At 65.6% G+C, this 23,813-nt stretch carries 23 protein-coding genes; 18 read left to right on the top strand and 5 right to left on the bottom strand.

Features of this window, described 5'->3' with window-relative positions; all coding sequences use genetic code 11:
* The first annotated feature begins 5 nt into the window (after positions 1–5).
* The gene (locus tag ASG77_RS14425) at positions 6–851 is read left to right on the top strand and encodes an aldo/keto reductase (RefSeq protein WP_056346694.1); all 846 of its coding nucleotides are present in this window, start codon (positions 6–8) and stop codon (positions 849–851) included.
* 104 nt (positions 852–955) lie between these two features.
* On the opposite strand, the gene ASG77_RS14430 is transcribed toward ASG77_RS14425, so the two are convergent.
* Together ASG77_RS14430 and ASG77_RS14435 are read right to left on the bottom strand one after the other, a co-directional pair.
* The gene (locus ASG77_RS14430) at positions 956–1,450 is read right to left on the bottom strand and encodes an SRPBCC family protein (RefSeq protein ID WP_056346695.1); all 495 of its coding nucleotides are present in this window, start codon (positions 1,448–1,450) and stop codon (positions 956–958) included.
* The gene (locus ASG77_RS14435) at positions 1,447–1,806 is read right to left on the bottom strand and encodes an ArsR/SmtB family transcription factor (RefSeq protein WP_056346696.1); all 360 of its coding nucleotides are present in this window, start codon (positions 1,804–1,806) and stop codon (positions 1,447–1,449) included. Before ASG77_RS14435 ends, ASG77_RS14430 begins: the two co-directional genes overlap by 4 nt.
* 171 nt (positions 1,807–1,977) lie before the next feature.
* Between ASG77_RS14435 and ASG77_RS14440 the strand changes: the two genes are divergently transcribed.
* The 9 genes from ASG77_RS14440 to ASG77_RS14480 all read left to right on the top strand — a co-directional run bounded on the left by ASG77_RS14440 (position 1,978) and on the right by ASG77_RS14480 (position 12,527).
* Complete coding sequence (locus ASG77_RS14440) at positions 1,978–2,382, top strand: tautomerase family protein (protein WP_056346697.1); 405 nt, start codon at positions 1,978–1,980, stop codon at positions 2,380–2,382.
* 187 nt (positions 2,383–2,569) lie between these two features.
* Positions 2,570–3,604 carry a 5-dehydro-2-deoxygluconokinase gene (gene iolC, locus ASG77_RS14445; protein ID WP_056347313.1) on the top strand — a complete coding sequence of 345 codons (1,035 nt, stop codon included), beginning with the start codon at positions 2,570–2,572 and terminating at the stop codon, positions 3,602–3,604.
* Entirely contained in the window at positions 3,601–4,524 is a 924-nt protein-coding gene (locus ASG77_RS14450) for a Cgl0159 family (beta/alpha)8-fold protein (protein ID WP_056346698.1), read from the top strand. The genes iolC and ASG77_RS14450 overlap by 4 nt, the downstream gene beginning before the upstream one ends.
* 6 nt (positions 4,525–4,530) lie before the next feature.
* The gene (gene iolD, locus ASG77_RS14455) at positions 4,531–6,480 is read left to right on the top strand and encodes a 3D-(3,5/4)-trihydroxycyclohexane-1,2-dione acylhydrolase (decyclizing) (RefSeq protein WP_200950773.1); all 1,950 of its coding nucleotides are present in this window, start codon (positions 4,531–4,533) and stop codon (positions 6,478–6,480) included.
* 30 nt (positions 6,481–6,510) lie between these two features.
* The gene (locus ASG77_RS14460) at positions 6,511–8,019 is read left to right on the top strand and encodes a CoA-acylating methylmalonate-semialdehyde dehydrogenase (RefSeq protein WP_056346701.1); all 1,509 of its coding nucleotides are present in this window, start codon (positions 6,511–6,513) and stop codon (positions 8,017–8,019) included.
* A 90-nt stretch (positions 8,020–8,109) separates the two neighbouring features.
* Positions 8,110–9,021, top strand: coding sequence for a sugar phosphate isomerase/epimerase family protein (locus ASG77_RS14465; RefSeq protein ID WP_056346702.1), 912 nt, complete (start codon positions 8,110–8,112; stop codon positions 9,019–9,021).
* A gap of 32 nt (positions 9,022–9,053) precedes the next feature.
* Positions 9,054–10,067, top strand: coding sequence for a Gfo/Idh/MocA family protein (locus tag ASG77_RS14470; protein WP_056346705.1), 1,014 nt, complete (start codon positions 9,054–9,056; stop codon positions 10,065–10,067).
* A 112-nt stretch (positions 10,068–10,179) separates the two neighbouring features.
* The gene (locus ASG77_RS14475) at positions 10,180–11,052 is read left to right on the top strand and encodes a sugar phosphate isomerase/epimerase family protein (RefSeq protein ID WP_056346707.1); all 873 of its coding nucleotides are present in this window, start codon (positions 10,180–10,182) and stop codon (positions 11,050–11,052) included.
* Positions 11,053–11,084: 32 nt separating this feature from the next.
* A complete protein-coding gene (locus ASG77_RS14480) occupies positions 11,085–12,527 on the top strand; it encodes a sugar porter family MFS transporter (protein ID WP_056347315.1) in 1,443 nt (480 codons plus the stop codon).
* A 98-nt stretch (positions 12,528–12,625) separates the two neighbouring features.
* On the opposite strand, the gene ASG77_RS14485 is transcribed toward ASG77_RS14480, so the two are convergent.
* From ASG77_RS14485 to ASG77_RS14495, 3 genes are read right to left on the bottom strand one after another with little or no spacing between them, the layout of a single operon-like run.
* Entirely contained in the window at positions 12,626–13,057 is a 432-nt protein-coding gene (locus tag ASG77_RS14485; RefSeq protein ID WP_235564552.1) for a Gfo/Idh/MocA family oxidoreductase, read from the bottom strand.
* 49 nt (positions 13,058–13,106) lie between these two features.
* A complete protein-coding gene (locus ASG77_RS14490) occupies positions 13,107–14,126 on the bottom strand; it encodes a sugar phosphate isomerase/epimerase family protein (protein WP_056346709.1) in 1,020 nt (339 codons plus the stop codon).
* A complete protein-coding gene (locus ASG77_RS14495; protein WP_056346713.1) occupies positions 14,123–15,310 on the bottom strand; it encodes a Gfo/Idh/MocA family protein in 1,188 nt (395 codons plus the stop codon). The genes ASG77_RS14490 and ASG77_RS14495 overlap by 4 nt, the downstream gene beginning before the upstream one ends.
* Positions 15,311–15,464: 154 nt before the next feature.
* Between ASG77_RS14495 and ASG77_RS14500 the strand changes: the two genes are divergently transcribed.
* The 8 genes from ASG77_RS14500 (at position 15,465) to ASG77_RS14535 (ending at position 23,791) form a co-directional block, all read left to right on the top strand.
* Positions 15,465–16,478 carry a LacI family DNA-binding transcriptional regulator gene (locus ASG77_RS14500; protein ID WP_056346715.1) on the top strand — a complete coding sequence of 338 codons (1,014 nt, stop codon included), beginning with the start codon at positions 15,465–15,467 and terminating at the stop codon, positions 16,476–16,478.
* 149 nt (positions 16,479–16,627) lie between these two features.
* Positions 16,628–17,620, top strand: a complete 993-nt coding sequence (locus ASG77_RS14505; protein ID WP_056346717.1) for a substrate-binding domain-containing protein — start codon at positions 16,628–16,630, stop codon at positions 17,618–17,620.
* A 52-nt stretch (positions 17,621–17,672) separates the two neighbouring features.
* A complete protein-coding gene (locus tag ASG77_RS14510; protein WP_056346718.1) occupies positions 17,673–18,722 on the top strand; it encodes an ABC transporter permease in 1,050 nt (349 codons plus the stop codon).
* A 13-nt stretch (positions 18,723–18,735) separates the two neighbouring features.
* Positions 18,736–19,662 (top strand): ATP-binding cassette domain-containing protein, encoded by a 927-nt coding sequence (locus tag ASG77_RS14515; protein WP_056346720.1) that lies wholly within the window; start codon positions 18,736–18,738, stop codon positions 19,660–19,662.
* Between the two features lie 108 nt (positions 19,663–19,770).
* Positions 19,771–20,769, top strand: a complete 999-nt coding sequence (locus ASG77_RS14520) for a Gfo/Idh/MocA family oxidoreductase (RefSeq protein ID WP_056346721.1) — start codon at positions 19,771–19,773, stop codon at positions 20,767–20,769.
* Positions 20,766–21,827: a Gfo/Idh/MocA family protein gene (locus ASG77_RS14525; RefSeq protein ID WP_056346723.1), complete on the top strand. Its 1,062-nt coding sequence runs from the start codon at positions 20,766–20,768 to the stop codon at positions 21,825–21,827. Before ASG77_RS14520 ends, ASG77_RS14525 begins: the two co-directional genes overlap by 4 nt.
* Before the next feature lie 36 nt (positions 21,828–21,863).
* Complete coding sequence (locus tag ASG77_RS14530) at positions 21,864–22,979, top strand: Gfo/Idh/MocA family oxidoreductase (protein ID WP_056346725.1); 1,116 nt, start codon at positions 21,864–21,866, stop codon at positions 22,977–22,979.
* Complete coding sequence (locus ASG77_RS14535) at positions 22,979–23,791, top strand: TIM barrel protein (RefSeq protein WP_056346726.1); 813 nt, start codon at positions 22,979–22,981, stop codon at positions 23,789–23,791. The genes ASG77_RS14530 and ASG77_RS14535 overlap by 1 nt, the downstream gene beginning before the upstream one ends.
* The last annotated feature ends 22 nt before the right edge of the window (positions 23,792–23,813 follow it).

Genomic DNA, 23,813 nt, shown 5'->3' on the forward strand with positions numbered 1-23,813 from the left:
AACCCATGACTTCCACCCCCATCACCACGTCTGTCCCCGAGATCACCCTCAACAACGGCGTGCGGATGCCGCAGCTGGGGTTCGGCGTTTTCCAGGTGTCCGACGACGACACCACCGTCGCGGTCAGCCACGCGCTTGCAGCCGGTTACCGGAGCATCGACACCGCCGCCATCTACGGCAATGAGGCGGGTACCGGACGCGCCATCGCCGAGTCGGGCATCGGCCGGGAAGAACTGTTCATTACGTCCAAACTCTGGGTGGCCGACCTCGGCTACGACGCCACGCTGGCCGCGTTCGACGCCAGCCTGGACAAGCTGGGGCTGGACTACCTGGACCTCTACCTGATCCACTGGCCGGCGCCGGCAACCGGCCTGTACCTCGAGTCCTGGCGGGCGCTGGAGCACCTGCTTGCCACCGGCAAGGCCAGGGCCATCGGCGTCTCCAACTTCCTCCCCGAACACCTGCAGGAGGTCATCGACCTGGGCGGCACGGTCCCGGCCATCAACCAGATTGAACTCCACCCGGCCCTGCAACAGCGGGACATTGCAGACTCTAATGCCGCACACGGGATCGCCACGGAGGCCTGGAGCCCGCTCGCGCAGGGTGCCGTGCTGGCAGATCCGGCCGTCGTGGACATCGCGGCACGGCATGGGGTGAGCCCGGCGCAGGCCATTCTTCGCTGGCACCTGCAGCAGGGCCGGATCATCATCCCCAAGTCCGTCACCCCGCAGCGGATCCGGGAGAACCTGGACGTGTTCGGCTTCGACCTGACGGCCGAGGAACTGTCCGTGATCGACGGCCTGGAGCGGGACGGCCGCACCGGTCCGCACCCGGCGGAGTTCAACGGCTAGGCCTTCCTCAGGTCTCGACAGGCTCGACCAGCGGGTCTTGACCACCAGTACGACGGCGGCCGGTTACCTTCTCCGGGAAGGTAACCGGCCGCCGTCGTACGCGTTTAAGGGCTGTTCTGGACCTTGGCGCCGCTGAGCAGTTCGTCGAGCCGCTCGTAGCCCTCGGTCATGCCGCCTTCCATGCCGGACTGCGCCATGCCGTCGCGGGCCTCCTGGGTGGGGTAGACGGAGTGGCCCCGCAGGCGGGTGCGTCCGTTGCCGAGGTCCTCAAACGTCATGAATTCAAGGCTGACAACATCCGGGTAGCCGCCGAACTCGAAGGTCTGGATGGCGAATTCGTTTTCCCGGACGGTGTGGAAGACCCCGCTGAACTCATAGGCGACGCCGTCCGGCCCCGTGTGCAGGTAGCTGTAGGTGCCGCCGGTGCGGAAATCGTAGTGGTCGATGTCCATCTTCAGTCCCCGCGGGCCGAGCCACTGGACGATCAGATCAGGGTCCTTATGCGCGCGGAAGACGTCCGCCACCGGGAAGTCGAACTCCCGCTCGAAGTCGATAAAAGGAAGGCCGTCGGGAACGCTGAGTTTCAGGGAATTGCTCATGATGACTCCTTAGCATTGCTCGCCGCTGGCGCGGCGCTGGATCGAAGCACGGCATCCAGGCTGCGGAACTGCTCTTCGCGGACCAGCCGGTACTGGTCGATCCACGCTGTGAGAGCCTCCAGCCGTGCGGGATTCAGGTGGACGGGCCGGCGCTGGGCTTCCCTGCTGCGGGTGACGAGCCCTGCCTGCTCAAGGACCTGGATGTGCTTCGAGACCGCCTGTTTGGTGATCGCGAAGGGTTCCGCCAATTCGTTGACTGTGGCCTGCCCGCGGCTGAGCCGGGCGATGATCCGCCGCCGCACGGGGTCGGCCAGGGCCATAAAGGCCGAGTCCAGGGTGCCGTCGTCGGGGTTCATCGTGGTGCAGGCCTTTCTCGATCTGTTAATCAACTTATTCATTGATCAACTATTTGGTTGTTTAACCATACTCCCGGCCCTGCCCGAGACGGAAGGGGTGTTGGGGATTTTCCTTGCCGATCCTTACCGAAGTTTGTTAGTATGTCAGGACAAACTTCAGGGAGATGAAAAATGCCGCTGGTACGAATCGATGTTAATAACGGGCGCACCGCTGAACAGTTGCAGCGCTTGAGCGGGGGCATCCATGACGCGATCCTCGCGGAGTATGCCATCCCGGAGCGTGACTACTTCCACATTCTCACCGAGCACCCGCAGGGCCAGATAGTCGCCCAGGATGCAGGACTCGGCTTCGAGCGCACCCCCGATGTGGTGATGATCCAGATCTTTACGCAGGGCGGCCGGAGCCAGGCGGCCAAGCAGTCGCTGTTTGCGGCGATCGCCGACCGGCTGGCGGGGCTTGATATTGCCGGTGAGGACGTGTTCATCGGATATGTGGAGAATGCCGCCGGTGACTGGTCGTTCGGCTTCGGGCGGGCGCAGTACGTCACGGGCGAACTGGCGGTCCCCCGGAAGTAATTCCGAGGGTGCCAATTCAGCGCCTTGTGCAGGTTGTAAATATGTCAGTACAAACCTTTGACAGGACAATGATTCTAGGGCAAGGTAGTGGTTGTGGCCCCGCTCACGGGGGCCCGGCCAGGAACCCGAGCCCTAGCTCTTGCTGTACAGGGGTATGGAGCTCAAACCAGAAAGGTCCGCGATTACCGTGACCCACGAACTGCTCACGATCGGGCGCATCAGTGTTGATATCTACCCGAACGACATCGGGGTGGATCTGGAGGACGTCACGTCCTTCGGAAAGTACCTCGGAGGTTCCCCATCCAATGTGGCCGTGGCCGCCGCGCGGCATGGCCGCACTGCAGGCGTGATCACGCGCACCGGCGACGACGCCTTCGGGAAATACCTCCACCGTGAACTGCGCAAGTTCAACGTGGACGATGCTTTCGTGACGCCGGTGAAGGAATGGCCCACCGCGGTGACGTTCTGCGCCATTATGCCGCCGGATGATTTTCCGCTCTACTTCTACGGGCGTTTCCCCACGGCGCCTGACCTGCAGATCAAGGCCGCGGAGCTGGACCTGGATGCCATCCGTGAAGCCGGGATCTTCTGGTCGACGGTGACCGGTCTGTGCCAGGAGCCCAGCCGCGGAGCCCACCTGGCCGCCCATGCTGCCCGTCCCCGGACCGGTCTCAAGGAAGGCCAGTACACCATCCTGGACCTGGACTACCGGCCCATGTTCTGGGCCTCCGAAGATGACGCCCGGGCCGAGGTTGCCAAGATCCTGCCGCACGTCACGGTCGCCATCGGAAACGACAAGGAATGTGCCGTCGCCGTGGGCGAAGGAACCCCAGACGAGCAGGCCGACCGGCTGCTGGCCGCCGGCGTCGAAATCGCCGTGGTCAAGCTTGGCCCCGAAGGCGTGATGGCGAAGACCCGCACCGAACGCGTGGTCTCCGCGCCGGTCCCGGTGGAAACCCTCAACGGCCTCGGTGCCGGCGACTCGTTTGGTGGGGCCTTCTGCCACGGACTGCTTTCCGGCTGGCCGCTGGCCCAGGTCCTGGACTACGCCAACGCCGCCGGCGCCATTGTGGCCTCCCGACTGTCCTGCGCCGACGCCATGCCGACGCCGGAGGAGGTCACCTCGCTGCTGGCCGAACGCGGCCGCCTGGCTCCCGCCCTGGCCGGTGCCGCCGCCTCACATCCGTCCCACACCACAGTTTCCGAAGGAGCAGCGTCTTGAGCGCCAACGACGATCCCCGCCGCTACCAGCACCTGAGCGCCCTCCGGCTCGAAGACCCCGACGCCGTTGCCCGCGCGGCAGCCACCCGCCGGCGCCATCCGGGGCTGAAGTACGGTGTGCAGAACTTCATCGTTGCCGCCGACCACCCCGCCCGCGGAGCCCTCTCCGTGGGGAACGATCCGGTGGCCATGGCGGACCGCCGCGATCTGTTGGACCGCCTGCAGATCGCCCTGGCGAATCCCGCCGTCGATGGTGTCCTGGCGTCCCCGGACATCATGGACGACCTGCTCCTGCTGGGGGCCCTGGAAGGCAAGCTTGTCTTCGGCTCCATGAACCGCGGTGGCCTGGCCGGGCTCGTCAACGAAATCGACGACCGCTTCACCGGCCACACGGCCGCGGCGCTGGAAGCACTGGGCGCCGACGGCGGCAAGATGCTGACCCGCATCTGCCTCGGCGACCCGGACACCGCCTCCGCCCTGGAAGCCACGGCGCGGGCCGTCGACTCCCTCGCCGCACGCAAGCTGATCGCCATGGTGGAACCCTTCCTCTCGGTCTGGCAGAACGGCAAGGTCCGCAACGACCTCAGCCCCGACGCCGTCATCAAGTCCATCGCGATCGCCCAGGGCCTGGGCTCCACGAGCGCCTACACCTGGATGAAGCTGCCCGTAGTGGCGGAGATGGAACGCGTCATGGCCGCCACCACGTTGCCCACCGTGCTCCTCGGCGGGGACCCGGAAGGCACCCAGGACGAGGTCTTCGCCAGCTGGCAGGCCGCCCTGGCCCTGCCCGGCGTCCAGGGCCTCACCGTGGGCCGGACGCTGCTGTACCCGGCCGACGGCGATGTGGCCGGGGCCGTCGCCACGGCCGCCTCGCTGCTCAAGACGCCCGCGCTGCAGTCATCAGCGAAAGTATCGGAGTAACTTCACATGGAAACAGCAACACGCAGAATGACGGTCGCCCAGGCCGTCGTCGAGTACCTGTCCAAGCAGTACACCGTTGACTCTGTTGGCGGGCTGGATTACCGGGAGCGGCTGATTCCTGGGACGTTCGGTATCTTCGGGCATGGCAACGTTGCCGGCGTCGGGCAGGCTTTGAAGCAGTACCAGCAGCTCGATCCGGCGATCATGCCGTACTACCAGGGCCGCAACGAGCAGGCTCAGGTGCACCAGGCCGTGGGCTACGCCCGGCACACCCGCCGCCGCCAGACGTTTGCCATCAGCACCTCCATCGGTCCGGGATCCTCGAACCTGCTCACGGGTGCGGCATTGGCTACCACCAACCGCCTGCCCGTGCTGTTGCTGCCCAGCGACACCTTTGCCACCCGCGCCGCGGACCCGGTCCTGCAGCAGCTCGAGCAGCCCTACGCCTACGACATCACCGTCAACGATGCGTTCCGGCCGCTGTCCAAGTTCTTCGACCGGGTGACCCGCCCGGAGCAACTGTTCTCGGCGTTCCACCACGGCCTGCGTGTCCTGACGGATCCGGCCGAAACCGGTGCCGTGACCATCTCGCTGCCGCAGGACGTCCAGGCCGAAGCCTTCGACGTGCCCGAGGAGTTCCTGGCCGAACGCGAGTGGCGGATCCGCCGCCCCGAGGCCGACGACGAGGACATCCGCCGTGCCGCCGAGGCCATCCGTGCCGCGAAGCGCCCGCTGATCATCGCCGGTGGCGGTGTCCTGTACGCCTACGCCAACGAGGAACTCGCTGCATTTGCCGAGTTGACCGGCATCCCGGTGGGCAACACCCAGGCCGGCGTCGGCGTCCTGCCGTGGGACCACAAGTTCTCGCTCGGCGCCATCGGCTCCACGGGCACGACGGCGGCCAACGCCATCGCCGCCGAGGCGGACCTCATCATTGGCATCGGTACCCGCTACGAGGACTTCACCACTGCCTCGCGGACCGCGTTCCAGAACCCCGACGTTAAGTTCATCAACATCAACGTCGCCGCCATCGACGCGTACAAGCACGGCACGTCGCTGCCCATCGTCGCCGATGCCCGCAAGGCACTGGTCAAGCTGAACTCGGCCTTGGGCGGCTACCGTATCGGAGCGGACCTCGAAGCGACGATCGCCGCGGAGAAGAAGCGCTGGGACGCCACGGTGGACGAAGCCTTCGACACCCGCTTCACGCCGCTGCCGGCCCAGAACGAGATTATCGGCGCCACGTCCCGGGCCATGGACGCCGCGGACGTCGTCATCTGCGCGGCGGGTTCGCTGCCCGGTGACCTGCACAAGATGTGGCGCGTCCGGGACCCCTTCGGCTACCACGTGGAATACGCATACTCCTGCATGGGCTACGAAATCCCGGGCGGACTCGGCGTCAAGCGCGCCGCGCTCGCAGAAGCCGCGCGCGGTGGCGAGCAGCGCGACGTCGTCGTGATGGTGGGGGACGGCTCCTACCTGATGATGCACACCGAACTGGTCACCGCCGTCGCCGAACGCATCAAGCTGATCGTGGTCCTGATCCAGAACCACGGCTACGCCTCCATCGGCTCGCTCTCCGAATCCCTCGGTTCGCAGCGTTTCGGCACCCAGTACCGGGCGCTGAACGAGGAGCAGCACAGCTTCGACGAAGGCGAAACCCTCCCCGTGGACCTGGCCCTGAACGCCGAAAGCCTCGGCGTGAAGGTGATCCGGATCAAACCGGGGGAGAAGGTCATCGCCGAACTCGAGCAGGCCATCCGGGACGCCAAGGCCGCGCCTGAACGCGGCGGGCCCATCCTGATCCACGTTGAATCCGACCCCCTGCTGGACGCCCCGAGCTCCGAATCATGGTGGGACGTTCCCGTCTCCCAGGTCTCCGACCTCGACTCCACGCAGCAGGCCTTCAAGACCTATACCGACCACAAGAACCGCCAGCGCAAACTGCTCGGCTAGACCCCCACAGACCAAAGGAAGTCCAACACCATGTCAACGACGACCGTCACCACCATCAACCACTTCATCAACGGGGCAGAGACCGCCGGCGTTGGCACCCGTACGCAGCCGGTCTATAACCCGGCCACCGGCGCCGTGTCCGCGGAGCTGCGCCTGGCCAACCGTGCGGACCTGGATGCCACCGTGGCCGCGGCCCGCAAGGCTGCCGACAGCTGGGGCGACATCTCCCTGGCCAAGCGCACCAATGTGCTGTTCAAGTTCCGCGAACTTGTTGCCGCCCACGTGGACGAGTTGGCCGAACTGATCACCGCAGAGCACGGCAAGGTCCTCTCCGACGCCAAGGGCGAGATCGGCCGCGGCCTCGAGGTCATCGAGTTCGCCTGCGGCATCCCGACCCTCCTCAAGGGCGACTACTCGGACCAGGTCTCCACCGGGATCGACGTCTTCTCCTTCCGCGAGCCGCTCGGCGTCGTCGCCGGGATCACCCCGTTCAACTTCCCGGTGATGGTGCCGCTGTGGATGGCTCCGATGGCCATCGCCGCCGGCAATACGTTCATCCTCAAGCCCTCCGAGCGTGACCCGTCCGCCTCGATGCTGCTGGCCAAGCTGTGGAAGCAGGCCGGCCTGCCGGATGGCGTGTTCCAGGTCCTGCACGGCGACAAGGAAACCGTGGAGGGGCTCCTGACCCACCCGGACGTGGACGGCATCTCGTTCGTTGGCTCCACCCCGATCGCCCAGTACGTCCACGAGACCGCCACCAAACACGGCAAGCGTGTCCAGGCTCTGGGCGGGGCGAAGAACCACGCCATCATCATGCCCGACGCCGACCTGGACAACGCGGCAGACCACCTCGCCGCCGCCGCCTTCGGCTCCGCGGGCGAACGCTGCATGGCCATCTCCGTGGCCGTCGCCGTCGGGGACGCCGCGGACCTGCTGGTCAAGAAGGTCGAGGAGCGCGCCCTCGCCGTGAAAGTCAACAACGGCACAGCGCCCGACGCCGAAATGGGCCCCGTGATCACGCCCGCCTCCAAGGAACGCATCGTCAAGATCGTCACCGAGGCGGAAGCCGCCGGTGCCGCCATGGTGGTGGACGGCCGCGATCTGGTGGTCCCCGGCCACGAGGAAGGCTTCTGGGTTGGCCCCACGGTCATCGACCACGTCAAGACCGAAATGACCGCCTACACCGAGGAAATCTTCGGACCGGTCCTCGTGGTGGTCCGCGTCGAGGACCTGGACGCAGGCATCGCCCTGATCAACGCCAATCCCTACGGCAACGGCACCGCGATCTTCACCTCCTCCGGCGCCAACGCCCGCAAGTTCCAGCGTTCCGTGACCGTGGGCATGATCGGCATCAACGTGCCGCTGCCCGTCCCGGTGGCCTACCACTCCTTCGGCGGCTGGAAGGCCTCCCTGTTCGGCGACAAGCACATCTACGGCCCGGAAGGTGTGTCCTTCTACACCCGCGGTAAAGTCATCACGTCCCGCTGGCCCGAAGCCACCCACGCCTCGGGTGCTTCGTACAACTTCCCCTCCAACTAGTCCCCACCACCACGATCGATTGCTCCGTAACCGCCGTTTTGAGCGTCCAAAAGGGCTTTTGCGGAGCAACCGATGCAAAAGGATTGAGCAATGACAGAGAACAAGCTGATCATCGGAACCGCTCCGGACTCGTGGGGCGTGTGGTTCGCGGATGACCCCCAGCAGACTCCGTGGGAACGCTTCCTCGACGAAGTGGCCGAATCCGGCTACAAGTGGATCGAACTGGGTCCGTACGGCTACCTGCCGAACGATCCCACGCGGCTGGCCGAGGAACTGAAGGCCCGCGACCTGAAGGTCACTGCCGGAACGGTCTTCACGGCGTTCCACCGTGGCGCCAGGCAATACGATGAAGCCTGGGAGCCGGCCCGTAGGGTGGCCGAACTGACGGCAGCCATGGGCGGCGAACACATCGTGGTCATTCCCGCCATGTGGCGCGACGACGTCACCGGTGAGGCAGTGGAGAGCGGCGAGCTCTCACAGGAACAGTGGGCGGACCTCTTCGCCGGCCACAACCGCATGGGCAAAGTGCTGCTGGAGGACTTCGGCCTGAAGCAGCAGTTCCACTCACACGCCGATTCGCACGTTGGTGCGCAGCAGGACATCGAGACGCTGCTGGCCTCAACGGACCCGGAATACCTGAATCTGTGCCTGGACACCGGCCACGCCGAGTACTGCGGAGCGTCCAGCCTGGAGCTGATCAAGAACTACCCGGACCGCATCGGCTACCTGCACCTGAAGCAGATCAACCCGGACGTCCTGAAAAAGGTCAACGAAGAAAACATGACCTGGGCAGCGGCCAACCTAGCCGGCGTGATGACCGAGCCGCCGAACGGCCTCCCGGACCTGCGCGCCGTCATCGAAGCGGTGGAAGGGCTCAACCGGCCGATCTTCGGCATCGTGGAACAGGACATGTACCCGGTCGCCTTCGACGTGCCGATGCCCATCGCCAAGCGAACCCGCAACTACCTGCTCTCCTGCGGCTCCCGCACCACCGTCAGCTAGCACCCCCGTCACACGATACTAAGGACAGAACAATGACTGACATTCTCCGTGTTGCCGTCATCGGCGCAGGCCGCATGGGTGCGGACCACATCAAGCGCCTCAGCACGCGCATCCACGGCGCCGAAGTGGCCGCCGTCGTCGACGTCGACCTCTCCCGGGCACAGGCCGCCATCGAAGGCATCGACGGTGCCGTGGCGCTGGCCAGCGCCGACGAGGCGCTCAACAACGGCGACGTCAACGCCGTGCTGATCGCCACGCCGGGCTTCCTCCACGAGGAAATCCTGTACAAGGCACTGGAGAAGGGCTTCCCGATTCTCTGTGAAAAGCCGCTCACCCCTGATGCGGAAAGTGCGTGGAAGGTTGTCCAGGCCGAAACGGCGCTGGGCCACAAGCGCATCCAGGTGGGCTTCATGCGCCGCTTCGACGCCGAATACGCCGCCCTGGGCTCAGTCATCCGCGACGGCGAACTGGGCGAGCTGCTGATGCTCCACCACCAGCACCGGAACCCCACCACGCCCGCCGGCTTCACCAACGAAATGCTGATCAACGATTCCGTGGTCCACGAGTTCGACGCCATCCGCTTCTTTACCGGCGAGGAAATCACCTCCGTGCAGGTCCGGCTCGGCAAGGCCACGAAGAACGCCCCGGCCGGCCAGCACGATCCTCAGCACGTACTGCTCGAAACCGAATCCGGCGTCCTGGCCGACGTCGAGATCTACGTCAACGCCAAGTTCGGCTACGAAGTGGCCACCCAGGCCTCGTTCGAGGACGGCATCGTGAACATCGGCGGCGACAGCGGCCCGTACATCCGCACGTCCGGCCGCTGGGGCGGCGCCGTCACCCCCGGCTTCGAAGAGCGCTTCGGTGCCGCATACGACGTCGAGGTCCAGGCCTGGGTGGACGCCGCCCGCCGCGGCGAAATCGGCGGCCCCACCGCCTGGGACGGCTACGCCACCGCAGCCTGCTGCGAAGCCGGCGTCGAAGCCCAGAAGTCGGGCGAAAAGGTCAACGTCCAGCTGAACGCCAAGCCGGACCTCTACACCTAACAGCCCATCCCGCTCCCGTAGTTTTTGTCCAGATAATGCGACTTTGAGTCCCCTCTCGGTGCATTATCTGGACAAAAACTTAGTTCACTGACTCATTCACAAAGGAGTGACCATGAAAATCGCCCTGGACCCCACCCCGTTCCACCACAGCCACAGCCTGCTGGAATTTCCGCGCGTGGCCGCCGATCTCGGTTACAAGTACCTGCAGCTGACTCCGCATGCGGACATGATCCCGTTTTACAATCACCCCAAAGCCGATGATGAGCTTGTGGCCCAGATGAACAAGGCCTGCAAGGACGCCGGCGTCGAAATCGCATCGGTGCTTCCCGTGCTGCGCTGGTCCGGCCCGGATGAGGATGCCCGCGAAGCAGCGGTCCGCTACTGGAAGCGTGCCATCCAGATTGCCGTGGACCTTGGCGTCAGCACCATGAACACCGAATTCAGCGGCCGCCCCGAAAAGGCCGAAGAATCCGAGCGCGCCTTCTACCGCTCCATGGAAGAGCTGCTGCCGATCATCGAGCGTGAGGGCCTGGATGTCCTGATCGACCCGCACCCGGACGACTTCGTCGAAGACGGCCTCGCCGCCATCCGCGTCATCCGCGGCATCAACTCGCCCAACATCGGCATGGTCTACGTTGCCTCGCACTCCTTCCACATGGGCAACAAGCCGCTGGAAATCATGCGGGCGGCCGGGGACAGGCTGCGCCTGGTCCACGTGTCGGACACCATGGACCACCACGCCTCCCACGGCCTGCGCTACATCACCAACCCGCCCGGAAACGCCGTGCGGGTGCACCAGCACCTGAAGATCGGCGACGGCGACGTGAACTGGGACGAGTTCTTCGGCGGGCTCAAGGAAATCGGCTTCCTGGACAAGGACAACACCGTGATGGTGTCCAGTGTCTTCGCCGAAGACGACAATGCCGAGGACGTGTCCCGCTACCAGCTGGAGACGATGCGCAACTACGTCGCCCAGGCCAAGTAGTGGTGGGGAAGACTGACCAAAGCAACGGAACCATGACGAATACCGGCACAGTCCAGTCCGACACGCCCGGCAGCACCAAGCCGAACAACCCGGCCAAACCGGCAAATCCGAAGAAGTTCATGCGGAAGGTGGCGCTCTTCTCCACGTTCGGCGGACTGCTGTTCGGCTACGACACCGGCGTCATCAACGGCGCCCTGCCGTTTATGCAGCGGGACCTCGGGCTGACGCCGCTCACCGAAGGGCTGGTCACGTCCACGCTCCTGTTCGGCGCGGCCTTCGGCGCCATCAGCGCAGGCCGGCTCTCGGACCGCTTCGGCCGGCGTAAGACCATCATGGGACTGGCCCTGATCTTCGTCGTGGCCACCATCGCCTGCACCCTCTCACCAAGCACTGAACTGCTCATCGCGGCGCGCACTCTGCTGGGCCTGGCCGTGGGCGGCGCCTCCGTGATTGTCCCCGTCTACCTCGCGGAAATGTCCCCGGCGGCCCAACGCGGCCGCATCGTCACGCAAAACGAGCTGATGATCGTCACCGGCCAGTTCCTGGCCTTCACCTTCAACGCGGTGCTCGGCAATGCCTTCCCCGAAGAAACGCACGTGTGGCGCTGGATGCTGGTTATCGCCACGCTCCCGGCCGTCGTCCTGTGGTTCGGCATGCTGGTCCTGCCGGAGAGCCCGCGCTGGCTGGCGTCGGCCGGCCGCTTCGGGGCCGTCCTTGAGGTGCTGCGCTCCACCCGCGCCGCCGGCGACGTCTCCGCGGAGTTCGACGAGGTGCGGCAGGCAGCCCGGGAGGATTACCAGGCCAGGATGGGCACGTTCAAGGACCTCACCGTTCCGTGGATCCGCAGGATCTTCGTGGTGGGCCTGGGCATGGCCATCATCAACCAGATCAGCGGCGTCAACGCCATCATGTACTACGGGACGTCCATCCTTTCCTCGTCCGGATTTGGCGACCAGGGCGCCCTGATCGCCAACGTCCTGAACGGCGTCACGTCCGTGGCGGCCGTGGTCGTCGGCATGTATCTGATGACGCGGGTGCCCCGCAAGCCCATGCTGATCGTGGGACTGTGCGGCACCGCTTCTTCGCTGACGGCCATCGCGCTCGTCTCCATGCTCCTGCCGGAGGGCACGTTGCGCGGCTACCTTGTGCTGCTGTTCATGGTGACGTTCCTGGCGTCCATGCAGGGCTGCATCGGCACCGTCACGTGGCTGACCATGTCCGAGATCTTCCCCATGCACGTCCGCGGTATCGCTATGGGCATCTGCGTCTTTGTGCTGTGGATGATCAACTTCCTGATCGGGTTCTTCTTCCCGCAGATGGTCTCGTGGATCGGTGTTTCGGCGACGTTCTTCATCTTCGTGGCACTGCAGCTGGGTGCCATTGTCTGGGTCAAGCGCGTCGTTCCGGAGACCAAGGACAAATCCCTGGAGGAGCTCGAGCACCTGTTCAAGCAGCGCTCAGGCGTGACCGTCTAAGGTGGCGCAGAAACCAAGGTGACACAAGAACGCCCGACGCCGGCCGGCGTCGGGCGTTTTCGCCTGTCCCCTCTTGGGGGACTACTTCGGCGGACTGCTCAGAGCGCGATCACCGCGTTCTCCAGCGCACTGCGGCGGGCCGCATCCAGCACCTCCAGCGTCCGGATTCCTTCCGTCGCCGGTACGGGTCCAGGGCCGTCCCCGCGGACCGCGCGGGCGAACTCTGTATGGAAGCCGGCATAGTTGCCCTGCGCCGAGGCAATGGTCTCGCGGCCGTCCTTTATAGCCAGGGTGCCCCGGTTTTCGTCCGCGTCGATTCCCCACGTTGCCGGTTCCTCAACCGGACGGCGGCCCGACATCAGGGCGTCGGCCTGAACGTCGGCGCCGGAGGCGAAGTAGCTGCCCCTGCTGCCGTAGGCCCGCAGCTCCCTCGTGGTGGAATGGTTGAGTTTGGCGAGCGTAAGGATATCCGCGTCGCGGCGCCGGTTGTGGTAGACGTTCAGGACTACGACAGCAAGGGGGCGACGCACATGCGCCGCCCCCTTGCTGTTCACAAGCTTTGCCTGACTGATTGGCTGACTAAGCCGTAACGTTCAGCGATGAACTGAGCGCAGCGTCAGCATCCCGCAGCACCTTGGCCGCCACCTGCAGGCCCTCGATCCGGCCCAGTGAAACGTCCTCGTGCTCGATGTTGACCAGCATCTCCGGGTCAACTTCGTGCAGGGCGCGGAGGAACTCCGTCCAATAAGCGGTGTTATGCCCGCGGCCCAGGGCCACAAAGTCCCAGGCGGAATTCTTGGGCCACTCGTTGGCCCATTCGTCGCCGCCGAGGTTGGTGCGGTTTTCCTCCGGCGCAAGGCGGCGGAAGCTGTTGTCCAGCACGCCGTAGAGCGCGGCGTTTTCGGTGTTTACGCGGACGTCTTTCGCCGCCGCCTGGAACACGAGGGGCCCGAGTTCGCGCACCACGGCGACCGGATCCATCTGCTGCCAGAACAGGTGGGAGGCATCCAGTTCGACGCCGACATGCGTTGCCTTGGTCAGCTCGATCAGCTTGCGGACGTCGGCAGTGTTGAAGACGAGGTTCTGCGGGTGCAGTTCGAGGGCCACCTTGACGTCGTGGTCAGCCGCCAGGCGGTCGGTTTCCTTCCAGAATTCCGCAGCCACGCCCCACTGGTAGTCCAGTACATCCAGTGCTGCGGAGTTCCAGGCGTTGACCACCCAGTTGACGGTGGTGGCTCCGGGCTCTCCGCCCGGCAGGCCGGACATGGTGACTACCCGGTCCTGGCCGAGGCGGCTGGCCAGCCGGATGGAGCGGCGGATGTCCTCGGCGTGCTTCTCGCCGATCTCACGGTTGGGGTGCAGCGGGTTGCCGTTGCAGTTAAGGCCCGCGATGGAAACACCGGTGCCCTCGAAGACCGCCAGATAGTCATCGCGTGCGGCGTCGCTTTCCAGGATCTGTTCCATGGTGGGGACGTGCACGGCGGGGAGGAACCCGCCGGTGTTGATCTCGATGCCGGTGAGGCCGAGCTCGGCGATGACCTTCAGGGCTTCGGGAAGCGGCCGGTCGTGCAGGATCGCGTTGTAGACACCGAGCCTCATAGCGTGATCTTCTTTCCGTTGTTCAGGGCGGATTCGGTGACTGCGCCGAGCAGTTCCATGTTGCGCACGCCTTCGTCGAAGGTGGCGCAGCGGGGGAGGGAATCTTCTTCGCTGAGGCCGGCGACCTCTTCGAGGAATGCTCGGGCCTGGTAGCCGAAGGCGTCGTTCTGGCCGAAGCCGACTTCCGGGGCGTCCGTGGCGAGGCCGCCGGCGATGTAGGGGTGGCCCGGGCCGAGGATGACCTGGCGGTACCCGTTCTCGTTGCCGGAGCCGTCGTTGAGGAACAGCTGGATTTCGGCGGGGCGGCGCTGGTCAAACTTGGCGGCACCGTTTTCGCAGAACACCTCGAACTGGAGGCTGTTGGCGTGTCCGGCCGCAACCCGGGAGACTTCGAAGCTGCCGGCTCCGGTGCCGAACTCGGCGTTGAATGCTGCATAGTCGTCGTTTTCGACGGCTTCGAAGGTGTCGCTGACGGCAGCGTGGTCGTGCCCCATCACGGCTGCGAGCGGCAGGGGACGCTTGTCGATCACGGTACTGAGGCTGCCGCCGGTGACCGACTTGATGTCGCCACAGAGGAACTCGGAGATGTACGTCAGGTGGCTTCCGACGTCGGCCAGCGCACCGGAGCCGGGGCCGCCCTTGTAGCGCCAGCTCATGGGAGCGGCGGGGCTGAAGCCGTAGTCGGTCCAGTAGCGGCCGCTGAAGTGCAGGACGTCGCCGAGGACGCCGTTGCGGATGAGGTCCCGGATGTAGGCGATGCCGGGGGTGCGGCGGAATGTGAAGCCGATACGGGCGATCGTGCCGCCGGCCTCGGCCGCGCGGGCTACCTCGGCCATGGCGCGGGCGTCTGTCAGGGAGTCGCTCAGCGGCTTCTCGCACAAAACGTGCTTGCCGGCAGCGAGCAGCCCCTCCACCACTTCGCGGTGGAGCGAGTTGGCGATGACCACGCTTACGACGTCGATGTCATCGGCTTCGGCGATTGCCTGCCATGATGTGTCGTTGCGCTCGTATCCGAAACGGCGGGCGGCCAGTGAGCCGAATTCGGCGTTGACGTCGCCGATCGAGACCAGGCGCACCGGGGGAAGTACCGGGCTGTAGAGGGCAGACGCGGTGCGGTATGCAGCAGCATGGGCCTTGCCGGCCATGCCTGCACCGATGACGGCGACGCCTAGGCTTTCAGCCATTGATTTCTCCTTTGAAATTCAGCCGCGGCGGGAAGCTCCAACGGCATTTTGTAGCGCTACAATTTAGTGCACTGGATCTGAGCGTATCCATGTATGTATGTCCTGTCAATCACCCTGCGGATATCCTCAAGGGTAGACATGAAAGGCACCTCCCATGACGTTGCATAGCCCCAAGACCCGACGCCCGACGATCTATGACGTGGCGAAGCAGGCGGGCGTCTCGCCGTCGCTGGTTTCACTTGTACTGCAGAATCCGGCGCGGGTGAGCGACAAGCGCCGGGAAGCTGTCCAGGCGGCCATCTCGGACCTCGGGTACCTCCCCAGCCGCGCCGCCACCACACTCGCCAGCAGCCGGACGAAGAGCATCGGGCTGGTGATCGACGACTACCGGAACCTGTGGTTCGTCGATTTGCTGCGGGGGATGGAATCTGCGCTGACCGAACATGGCTACCAGGTGATGCTGGCTGATTCCCGCCCTGGAGAGAACCGCATCCAGGAAGCTGTCGACGGTTTGCTTGCCATGCACGTTGACGGGCTGGTGATAGCGGCAGAGCCAAGCGCGTCAATGCTGGCCGGGGCGGGGGTTCCGACAGTAGTGGCCGGGTGGCGGGATGGTGTGCCGGCCGGCGCGGACCTGATTACCAACGACGACGACGGTGGCGGCGGAATGGCGGCCAGCCATCTTCTGGAGTTGGGTCACACCCGGATAGGCCACCTCTCCGGATCCGGCGGCGCCGCCGCACACCGGCGCGCGGGTTTCCATGCCCGGCTCGGCGAGTCCGGTGCCGAACTTCGGACTGTGGGGGAGCAGGGCGGTACGTCCGAGGAGGATGGCTACGCCTCGACGTGCTGGCTGCTGGACCACCATCCGGACACCACGGCCATCTTCGCCGCCAACGACACCATGGCGTTGGGCGCGATGGGCGCCATTAAGGCGCGCGGGCTTGCGGTCCCGGCGGACATCTCGGTGATCGGATACGACAATTCAACCCTGGCCAAGTCGCGGTATCTGGAGCTGACTTCCGTGGACAACCGAAGTGACCTGGTGGGTGTGGATGTGGCAAAGGCGCTGCTGGCGCGCATTCACGACTCCGCGGTTGGCCCGCAGCGGAAGCTGATTGAGCCCGCCCTGGTTGTTCGCGGGACCACGGCGCGGCCGGCATCTTAGGGCGGCCGCAGTAGGCTGCTTACGTAAAAACATCCTAATGTCAGGACAAACTATTGACATTCGTGAGTTGAATCACCATGATCGAGGTAGACAGTGCTCCGGCGGTTGCAGAGTGGCAGCCCGGACCCTGAGATCAAAGGAGATAAATCGTGAAGAAGTTTTCCTGGCGGACGACGGTCCTTGTGGCGGCAGTTGTTCCCATGATGGCACTCAGCGCCTGCTCCAGCACGGGCGGCAAGCCGGCGGATACCGGCAACGTGGGCGGCGGACAGGTTGCCACTACAGACCGGATCAAGATCGCGTTGATCACCCACGCCGCAGCGGGTGACACCTTCTGGGACATCGTTCGCAAAGGTGCAGAGGAGGCATCGGCGAAGGACAACGTTGAGCTCCTCTACACGTCCGATCCCGAAGCCGGGCGCCAGGCCCAACTCATCCAGCAGGCTATCGACCAGAAGGTCGACGGCATCGCGGTCACGCTCGCCAAGCCCGAAGCACTCAAAGACGTCCTGAAGAAGGCCGCTGACGCCGGCATCCCGATTGTCAGCTTGAACGCCGGCGAGGGTGTCTCGGCGCAGTTGGCAGCGTTCACCCACTTCGGTTCCAACGAGCAGCTCGCCGGCCAGGCCGTCGGCACCCGGCTCGCGGCGGAGAACTTCAAGCATCCGATCTGCGTGATTCAGGAACAGGGCCACGTGGGCCTTGAAGCACGGTGCGCCGGCGTCAAGGCGAAGGTGCCTGGAACGGAGATCCTTTACGTTGACGGCAAGGACATGACCTCCGTCCAGTCCACCGCGACTGCCAAGCTCCAGGCTTCCAAGGACGCCGACGTCATTATCGGCCTCGGCGCTCCCATCACACTGACTCTCCTCAAGTCGGTCACTGACGCCGGCAGCTCTGCCAAGGTGGCAAGTTTCGACCTGAACGCGGATCTGGCCCAGAAGATTGTGGATGGTGCAGTTCTGTTCACCGTGGACCAGCAGCCGTGGCTGCAGGGCTACGGCGCGGTTGACGCGCTGTGGCAGAACAAGCGCGGCGGCTTCAGCATCGGCGGCGGCCAGCCGGTCCTCACCGGCCCGAGCCTCGTCGACAAGTCAAATGCGGCCGATGTCCTGAAGTTCGCCAAGCAGGGTATCCGCTAACAGTCCGCTGGCCGGGCCGGCTAACGCCGGCCCGGCAGCAAGGAGAATCATCATGACCATCACCCAGACAAAGACAAAGTCACCGGCGCTCGACGAGCGCGTCGCCAAGCGCAGCCCGTTCCAGAAACTCCTCGGCCGGCCCGAGGTCGGCGCCCTCGTGGGCGCACTCGTCCTTTTCATCTTCTTCGCAGTGGTTTCCCCGACCTTCACCCAACCCAATGCCTTGGCGACCATTCTCTACGGCAGCTCCACGATCGGGATCATGGCGGTGGGGGTTTCGCTGCTGATGATCGGCGGGGAGTTCGACCTGTCCACCGGTGTCGCCGTGATCTCCTCGGCGCTTACGGCGTCGATGTTCAGCTGGTACTTCAGCACGAACGTCTGGGTCGGCGTCGTCCTGGCCCTGTTGGTCTCCCTAGGTATCGGCTACATCAACGGCTGGATTCTGATGAAGACCAAGCTGCCCAGCTTCATCGTCACCCTGGCCACGTTCCTGATGCTCACCGGCCTGAACCTGGGTCTGACCCGGCTGATCGGCGGTTCCGTATCCTCCCCGTCGATCTCCACCATGGACGGTTTCGGCTCCGCCCGCGCCGTGTTCGCATCCTCCGTCACCATCGGCGGCATCGATGTCAAGATCACGGTGTTCATCTGGATCGCGCTCGTCGCCGTGGCCACCTGGGTGCTGATGCGCACGAAGGTGGGGAACTGGATCTTCGCGGTCGGCGGGGACGAGAACGCTGCGCGCGCCGTAGGCGTCCCGGTCAAGGCCACCAAGATCGGGCTCTTCATGGGCGTGGGTTTCTGCGGCTGGATCCTGGGCATGCACAACCTCTTCGCCTTCGACACCGTGCAGTCCGGTGAGGGTGTGGGCAACGAGTTCCTTTACATCATCGCCGCGGTCATCGGCGGCTGCCTCCTGACTGGCGGCTACGGTTCCGCGGTCGGCGGGGCGATCGGTGCGTTCATCTTCGGCATGGCCAACAAGGGCATTGTGTACGCGCAGTGGAACCCGGACTGGTTCAAGTTCTTCCTGGGCCTGATGCTGCTGCTGGCCACCATCGTCAACCTCATCGTCAAGCGCCGCGCGGAACTCAAGTAAGGGGCCCGGAGAAATGAACGCCAAACAGATCGACCAGCAAACGCTGCTCCAGAACGAAAAAGATCCCCTCACGCACACCCCCGTGCACCTGCTCTCCCTCGAGGGAGTAGGCAAGCACTACGGCAACATCATCGCCCTGTCCGATGTCACCATGGCCGTGGACAACGGCCGCGTCACCTGCGTGCTGGGTGATAACGGTGCGGGGAAGTCCACGCTAATCAAGATCATCGCCGGCCTGCACCAGCACGACGCCGGGGTCCTGAACATCATGGGCGAGGAACGGAAATTCAGTTCCCCCCGCGACGCCCTCGACGCCGGCATCGCCACGGTCTACCAGGACCTCGCCGTTGTCCCGCTGATGCCGATCTGGCGGAACTTCTTCCTCGGCTCGGAGCTGACCAGCGGCTTCGGCCCGTTCAAGAGCATGGACGTCGAGAAGATGAAGGCCATCACGCTCAAGGAACTCGCCGAGATGGGCATCGACCTGCGCGATGTGGAGCAGCCCATCGGCCAGCTCTCCGGCGGTGAACGCCAGTGTGTCGCGATCGCCCGCGCGGTGTACTTCGGTGCCAAGGTGCTGATCCTGGATGAGCCAACGGCGGCACTTGGCGTGAAGCAGTCCGGCGTGGTGCTGCGGTACATCCTGCAGGCCCGCGACCGCGGCCTGGGCGTCATCTTCATCACCCACAACCCGCACCACGCCTTCCCCGTCGGGGACCGGTTCCTGCTGCTCAAACGCGGCAAGTCGATCGGCTACTACGACAAGAAGGACATCACCCTCGACGAGCTCACCGCCCAGATGGCCGGCGGCGCCGAACTCGCAGAACTCGCGCACGAACTCGAACAGCTCGGCGGCCACAGCGAAGCCCTCAAGGAAGTCAAAGCGGAAGTGGCCGTCGTCGCTGACGCGGTCCAGGCAGGCGCCCCAGGACACGGCTAGCAGCGCCGGCCGGAGAGGCCCTCCGGGGGACCGCCGGCGGGCCCCGGCCTTGCCATGGGGCAGCCACCAAACGACGTACAGAATCACGATGGACAGGACAGGACCAACATGCCGATCCGTGTAGGCGTCATTGGCGCCGGAATCATGGGCGCCGACCACATCAGGAACCTCTCCACCACCATCGGCGGTGCCGAGGTCACTTTTGTGGCAGACCTCGACGCCGGCCGTGCCGCGGCCGCTGCGGCCCCGGCCGCCCGCATCACCACCGATCCCTCCGAGCTGATCAACTCCAGCGAGGTGGACGCGGTCGTGGTTTCCTCCCACGACTCCACCCACGCCGGGCTGGTGCTGGAATGCTTTGAGGCGATGACCCCGGTGCTGTGTGAGAAGCCGCTGGCTCCCACGCTGCTGGAAAGCCTCGAGGTGGCGGCGGCGGACGCCGATATCGTGGCCGCCACCGGGGCATCCCTGCTCTCACTGGGCTTTATGCGGCGCTTCGACCCCGGCTACGTGGCCCTGCGCCAGTCCGTGCAGGACCGGGTCCAGGGTGAGCCCCTGATGGTCCACTGCACCAGCCGCAACGCCGCTGCGGGCCCCGGCACCACCTCGGAATCGGCCATCACCAATTCGGCCATCCATGAGTTGGACATCATCCCTTGGTTGCTGGACTCGCGCATCATGGAGGTGTCATGGCAGGCCGGGCGGAGCTCACGCCATGCCGACGGCGGGCTGCGGGACCCCGCCTTTATGATGCTCCGCACCGCCGACGGCACAGTGACCACGCTGGAGCTGTTCCTGAACGCCCAGTACGGCTACACAACGCGCTGCGAGGTTGTCTCGGAACGTGGCACAACCGGCCTGAATGATTCCGCACTGCTGGGCGTCCAGCAGGCGGGCCTCAGCCAGACGGCAATACCCGCAGACTGGCGCCTGCGCTTCGCCGACGCGTACCGGCTGCAGCTCCAGGCCTGGATCTCAGCATTGGCCCAGGGGGAACAACCACCCCTGGCCGGGGCGCAGGATGGCCTCAACGCCTCGCTCGTTGCCCAAGCCATGATCCAGTCCCTGCGCAGCGACGGCGCCTACACGAAAGTGAGCTACTCGTGAGCTTTTACGCCCTGCCGGTCTCCCGCGTGCCCGGTCCGCGGGATGCCCCAGTGCTGCGCTGGGGGATCATGGGACCGGGCTGGATCGCCGAACGCTTCACCGAATCCGTCCAGGCGCACACGGACCAGGTGATCGCCGCCGTCGGGTCCCGTTCGCTGAGCCGGTCCAAGGCATTCGCGGACGCTTTCGACGTACCAGCGGCCTACGGCAGCTACGAAGAGCTGGCAGCCGCCCCGGACATCGACATCGTCTACGTCTGCACGCCACACAACTTCCACCACCAGGCCGCGGTGCTCGCCGTGAACGCCGGCAAACACGTACTGGTCGAGAAACCGATCGGCCTCAACGCGGCGCAGGCCCGGGACATCGCCAAACGGGCCGAAGCCGCCGGGGTGTTCGCCGCCGAGGCCATGTGGAGTTTCTTCCTGCCCAAGTTCGACGTGATCCGGCAGATCCTGGACGCCGGGACCCTGGGCACCGTCACCACGGTTTTTGCCGAATACGGCGAACACTTCGAACGCGGGCACAGGATCTTCGATCCCGCACTGGCTGGCGGCCCGCTGCTGGACCTCGGCACGTACCCGCTGGCCCTGGTCACCGAGGTCCTGGGCCTGCCGGAAGAGCTGCACGCCATCGGCCAGCCCCATGAGTCCGGGGTCAACGCCCAGCTGTCCGCCATCATGCAGTTCGCAGGCGGTGCGCAGGCGGTGGTGAACACCCACATGCATAACTTCACGCCCACTGCGGCCACGATCGTCGGTTCGAAGGCCACGCTGACCATCGACGGTCCCTTCAACATGCCCGGTGGCTTCGAGGTCCGCTTCCCGGACGGGGCCCGGCTGCGCCATGAGGAACCGGCCGGCGGCCACTTCGAGGGACTGCACTACGAGGCAACGGCCGTGGCCCGTGCCGTGGCCGCCGGGCAGACGCAAGCGGGCCAGCGGACCCTGGCAGCGTCCATCCGCACCTTGGCCGTGGCCGACGAGATCCGCCGCCAGCTGGGTGTGGTGTTCCCGGGCGAAGAGACGTTGGCGGACGAGGACGCTGCACGGCTCTGATTCATTTTTTGTTTCGACCATCGAAAGGACGGGCCAATGGCCTACATCGAACAGCACTCCGCAGGACTCTCCGCACCCGTGAAGGTCGGGCTCATCGGCTCCGGCTGGATGGGGGCGTTCCATGCCGAAAGCATTGCCCGCCGCGTCCCCGGCGCTATCCTGGCGGCCATCGCCGACCCCAATGTGGAATCCGCGCAGGCCCTTGCCCAATCGCTGGGCACCGGAAAGGTCACGGCCGACGCCGCAGACATCCTGGCCGATCCGGAGATCGACGCCGTGGTGATCGCGAGCCCGGCCCGCTTCCACTCCGCCCTGATCACCCAGGCTGCCGCCGCGGGCAAGCACGTCTTCTGCGAGAAGCCCGCGGGCCAAGGCCTGGACGAACTCGACGCCGCGCTGGCCGCCGTTGAAAAAGCGGGGGTGCATTTCCAGATCGGCTTCAACCGACGCTACGCGGATGACTTCCAGGCCGCCAAGAAAGACCTTGCGGCCGGCATCGCCGGGCAGCCCCAGCTCCTGCGCTCGCTGACCCGCGATCCGGGCAACGGCAGCATCCCGAACGCGGCCAGGGTCCCCGCGTGGACGGTCTTCCTGGAAACCCTGATTCACGACTTCGACACCCTGAACTGGTTCAACGAAGGCGCCGAGCCGGTGGAGGTCTATGCCGTGGCCGACGCCCTCGTGGAACCGGAGCTGCGCGATCAGGGTTTCCTGGACACCGCGGTGGTGACCATCCGCTACAGCAACGGCGCCATCGCCGTGGCGGAAGCAAACTTCAGCGCCCTCTATGGCTACGACATCCGCGGCGAGGTCTTCGGTTCCAAGGGCATGGTCCAGGCCGGCCGTGCCACCGAGACTGCGGCCCGGCGTTACACGGCGGAGGGACTGTCCGCGGACACGCCGCGCCTCAACGTGGAACTGTTCCGGCAGGCCTACACGGACGAACTCGCCGATTTCGCCGCCACGGTTCGTGCGCAGCGTGACGGCACACCGCCGCCGTCGGGCGCTTTCACCCTCACCCCCGGCGCCGCAGACGCCCGCCGCGCGCTGGCCATGGCGCTGGCGTGCATCGAATCGGTCAAACAGGGCGGCCCGGTGGCTGTGGCTGCTGCTCCGGTGGCGCTCCGTGACGACGCCCGGGCCGGCGTCTGATGCGGCTGGCCGTCTGCGCGGAAATGGTCTTCACGGACCTGCCGTTTGTGGAACGGGTGCAGCGGCTCCACGACGCTGGATTCGACGTCGAGATGTGGGACTCCAGGGGCAAGGACCTGGCCGCTCTCAAGGCCACGGGCGCGGTGTTCTCCTCCATGACCGGGTACACCTCCGGAAGCCTCGTGGACCATGACACGGCCGACGACGTGGTGCGGACGGCCGAGTCGCTGATCCCGACCGCCCTGGAACTCGGCGTCAGCCGGATGGTGGTGCACTCCGCTGAGCTCATCGATGGCCAGGCGGCCCGCCCCCTCTACCGGTCCACCGGCCGCATGTGGAGCACCGGGGCGCGGACCCTGGAACGGCTCGGCAACTTGGGGGAGAAGTATGGGGTGACCTTCTGCCTGGAGAACCTCAACACGGTCCTGGACCACCCCGGCATCCCGCTCGCCCGGGCCAAGGACACCCTGGCGCTCGTGGAAGCAGCGGGGCACCCCAACGTGAAGCTCATGCTGGACCTGTACCACGCACAGCTGGGGGAGGGGAACCTCATCGAGCTTGTGCGGACCGCCCTGCCGCACATCGGCGAAGTCCAGGTGGCCGACGTCCCGGGGCGGTGCGAACCCGGAACCGGGGAGATCAACTACCGGGCCGTGGCCAGGGCCCTCGCGGACGCAGGCTACGACGGGACGGTGGGTATGGAAGCCTGGGCCAGCGGTGACGACGAGGAAGCCCTGGCGGCCTTCCGGGCGGCGTTCACCGTCCAGGCCGCCAGCGTTCAGGACGCCAGTGTCCAGATCGCCTCGGCATAGGCGTGCCGTTCAGGGGTGGCGT

Source organism: Arthrobacter sp. Soil762, from assembly GCF_001428335.1.
Lineage (GTDB): Bacteria > Actinomycetota > Actinomycetes > Actinomycetales > Micrococcaceae > Arthrobacter.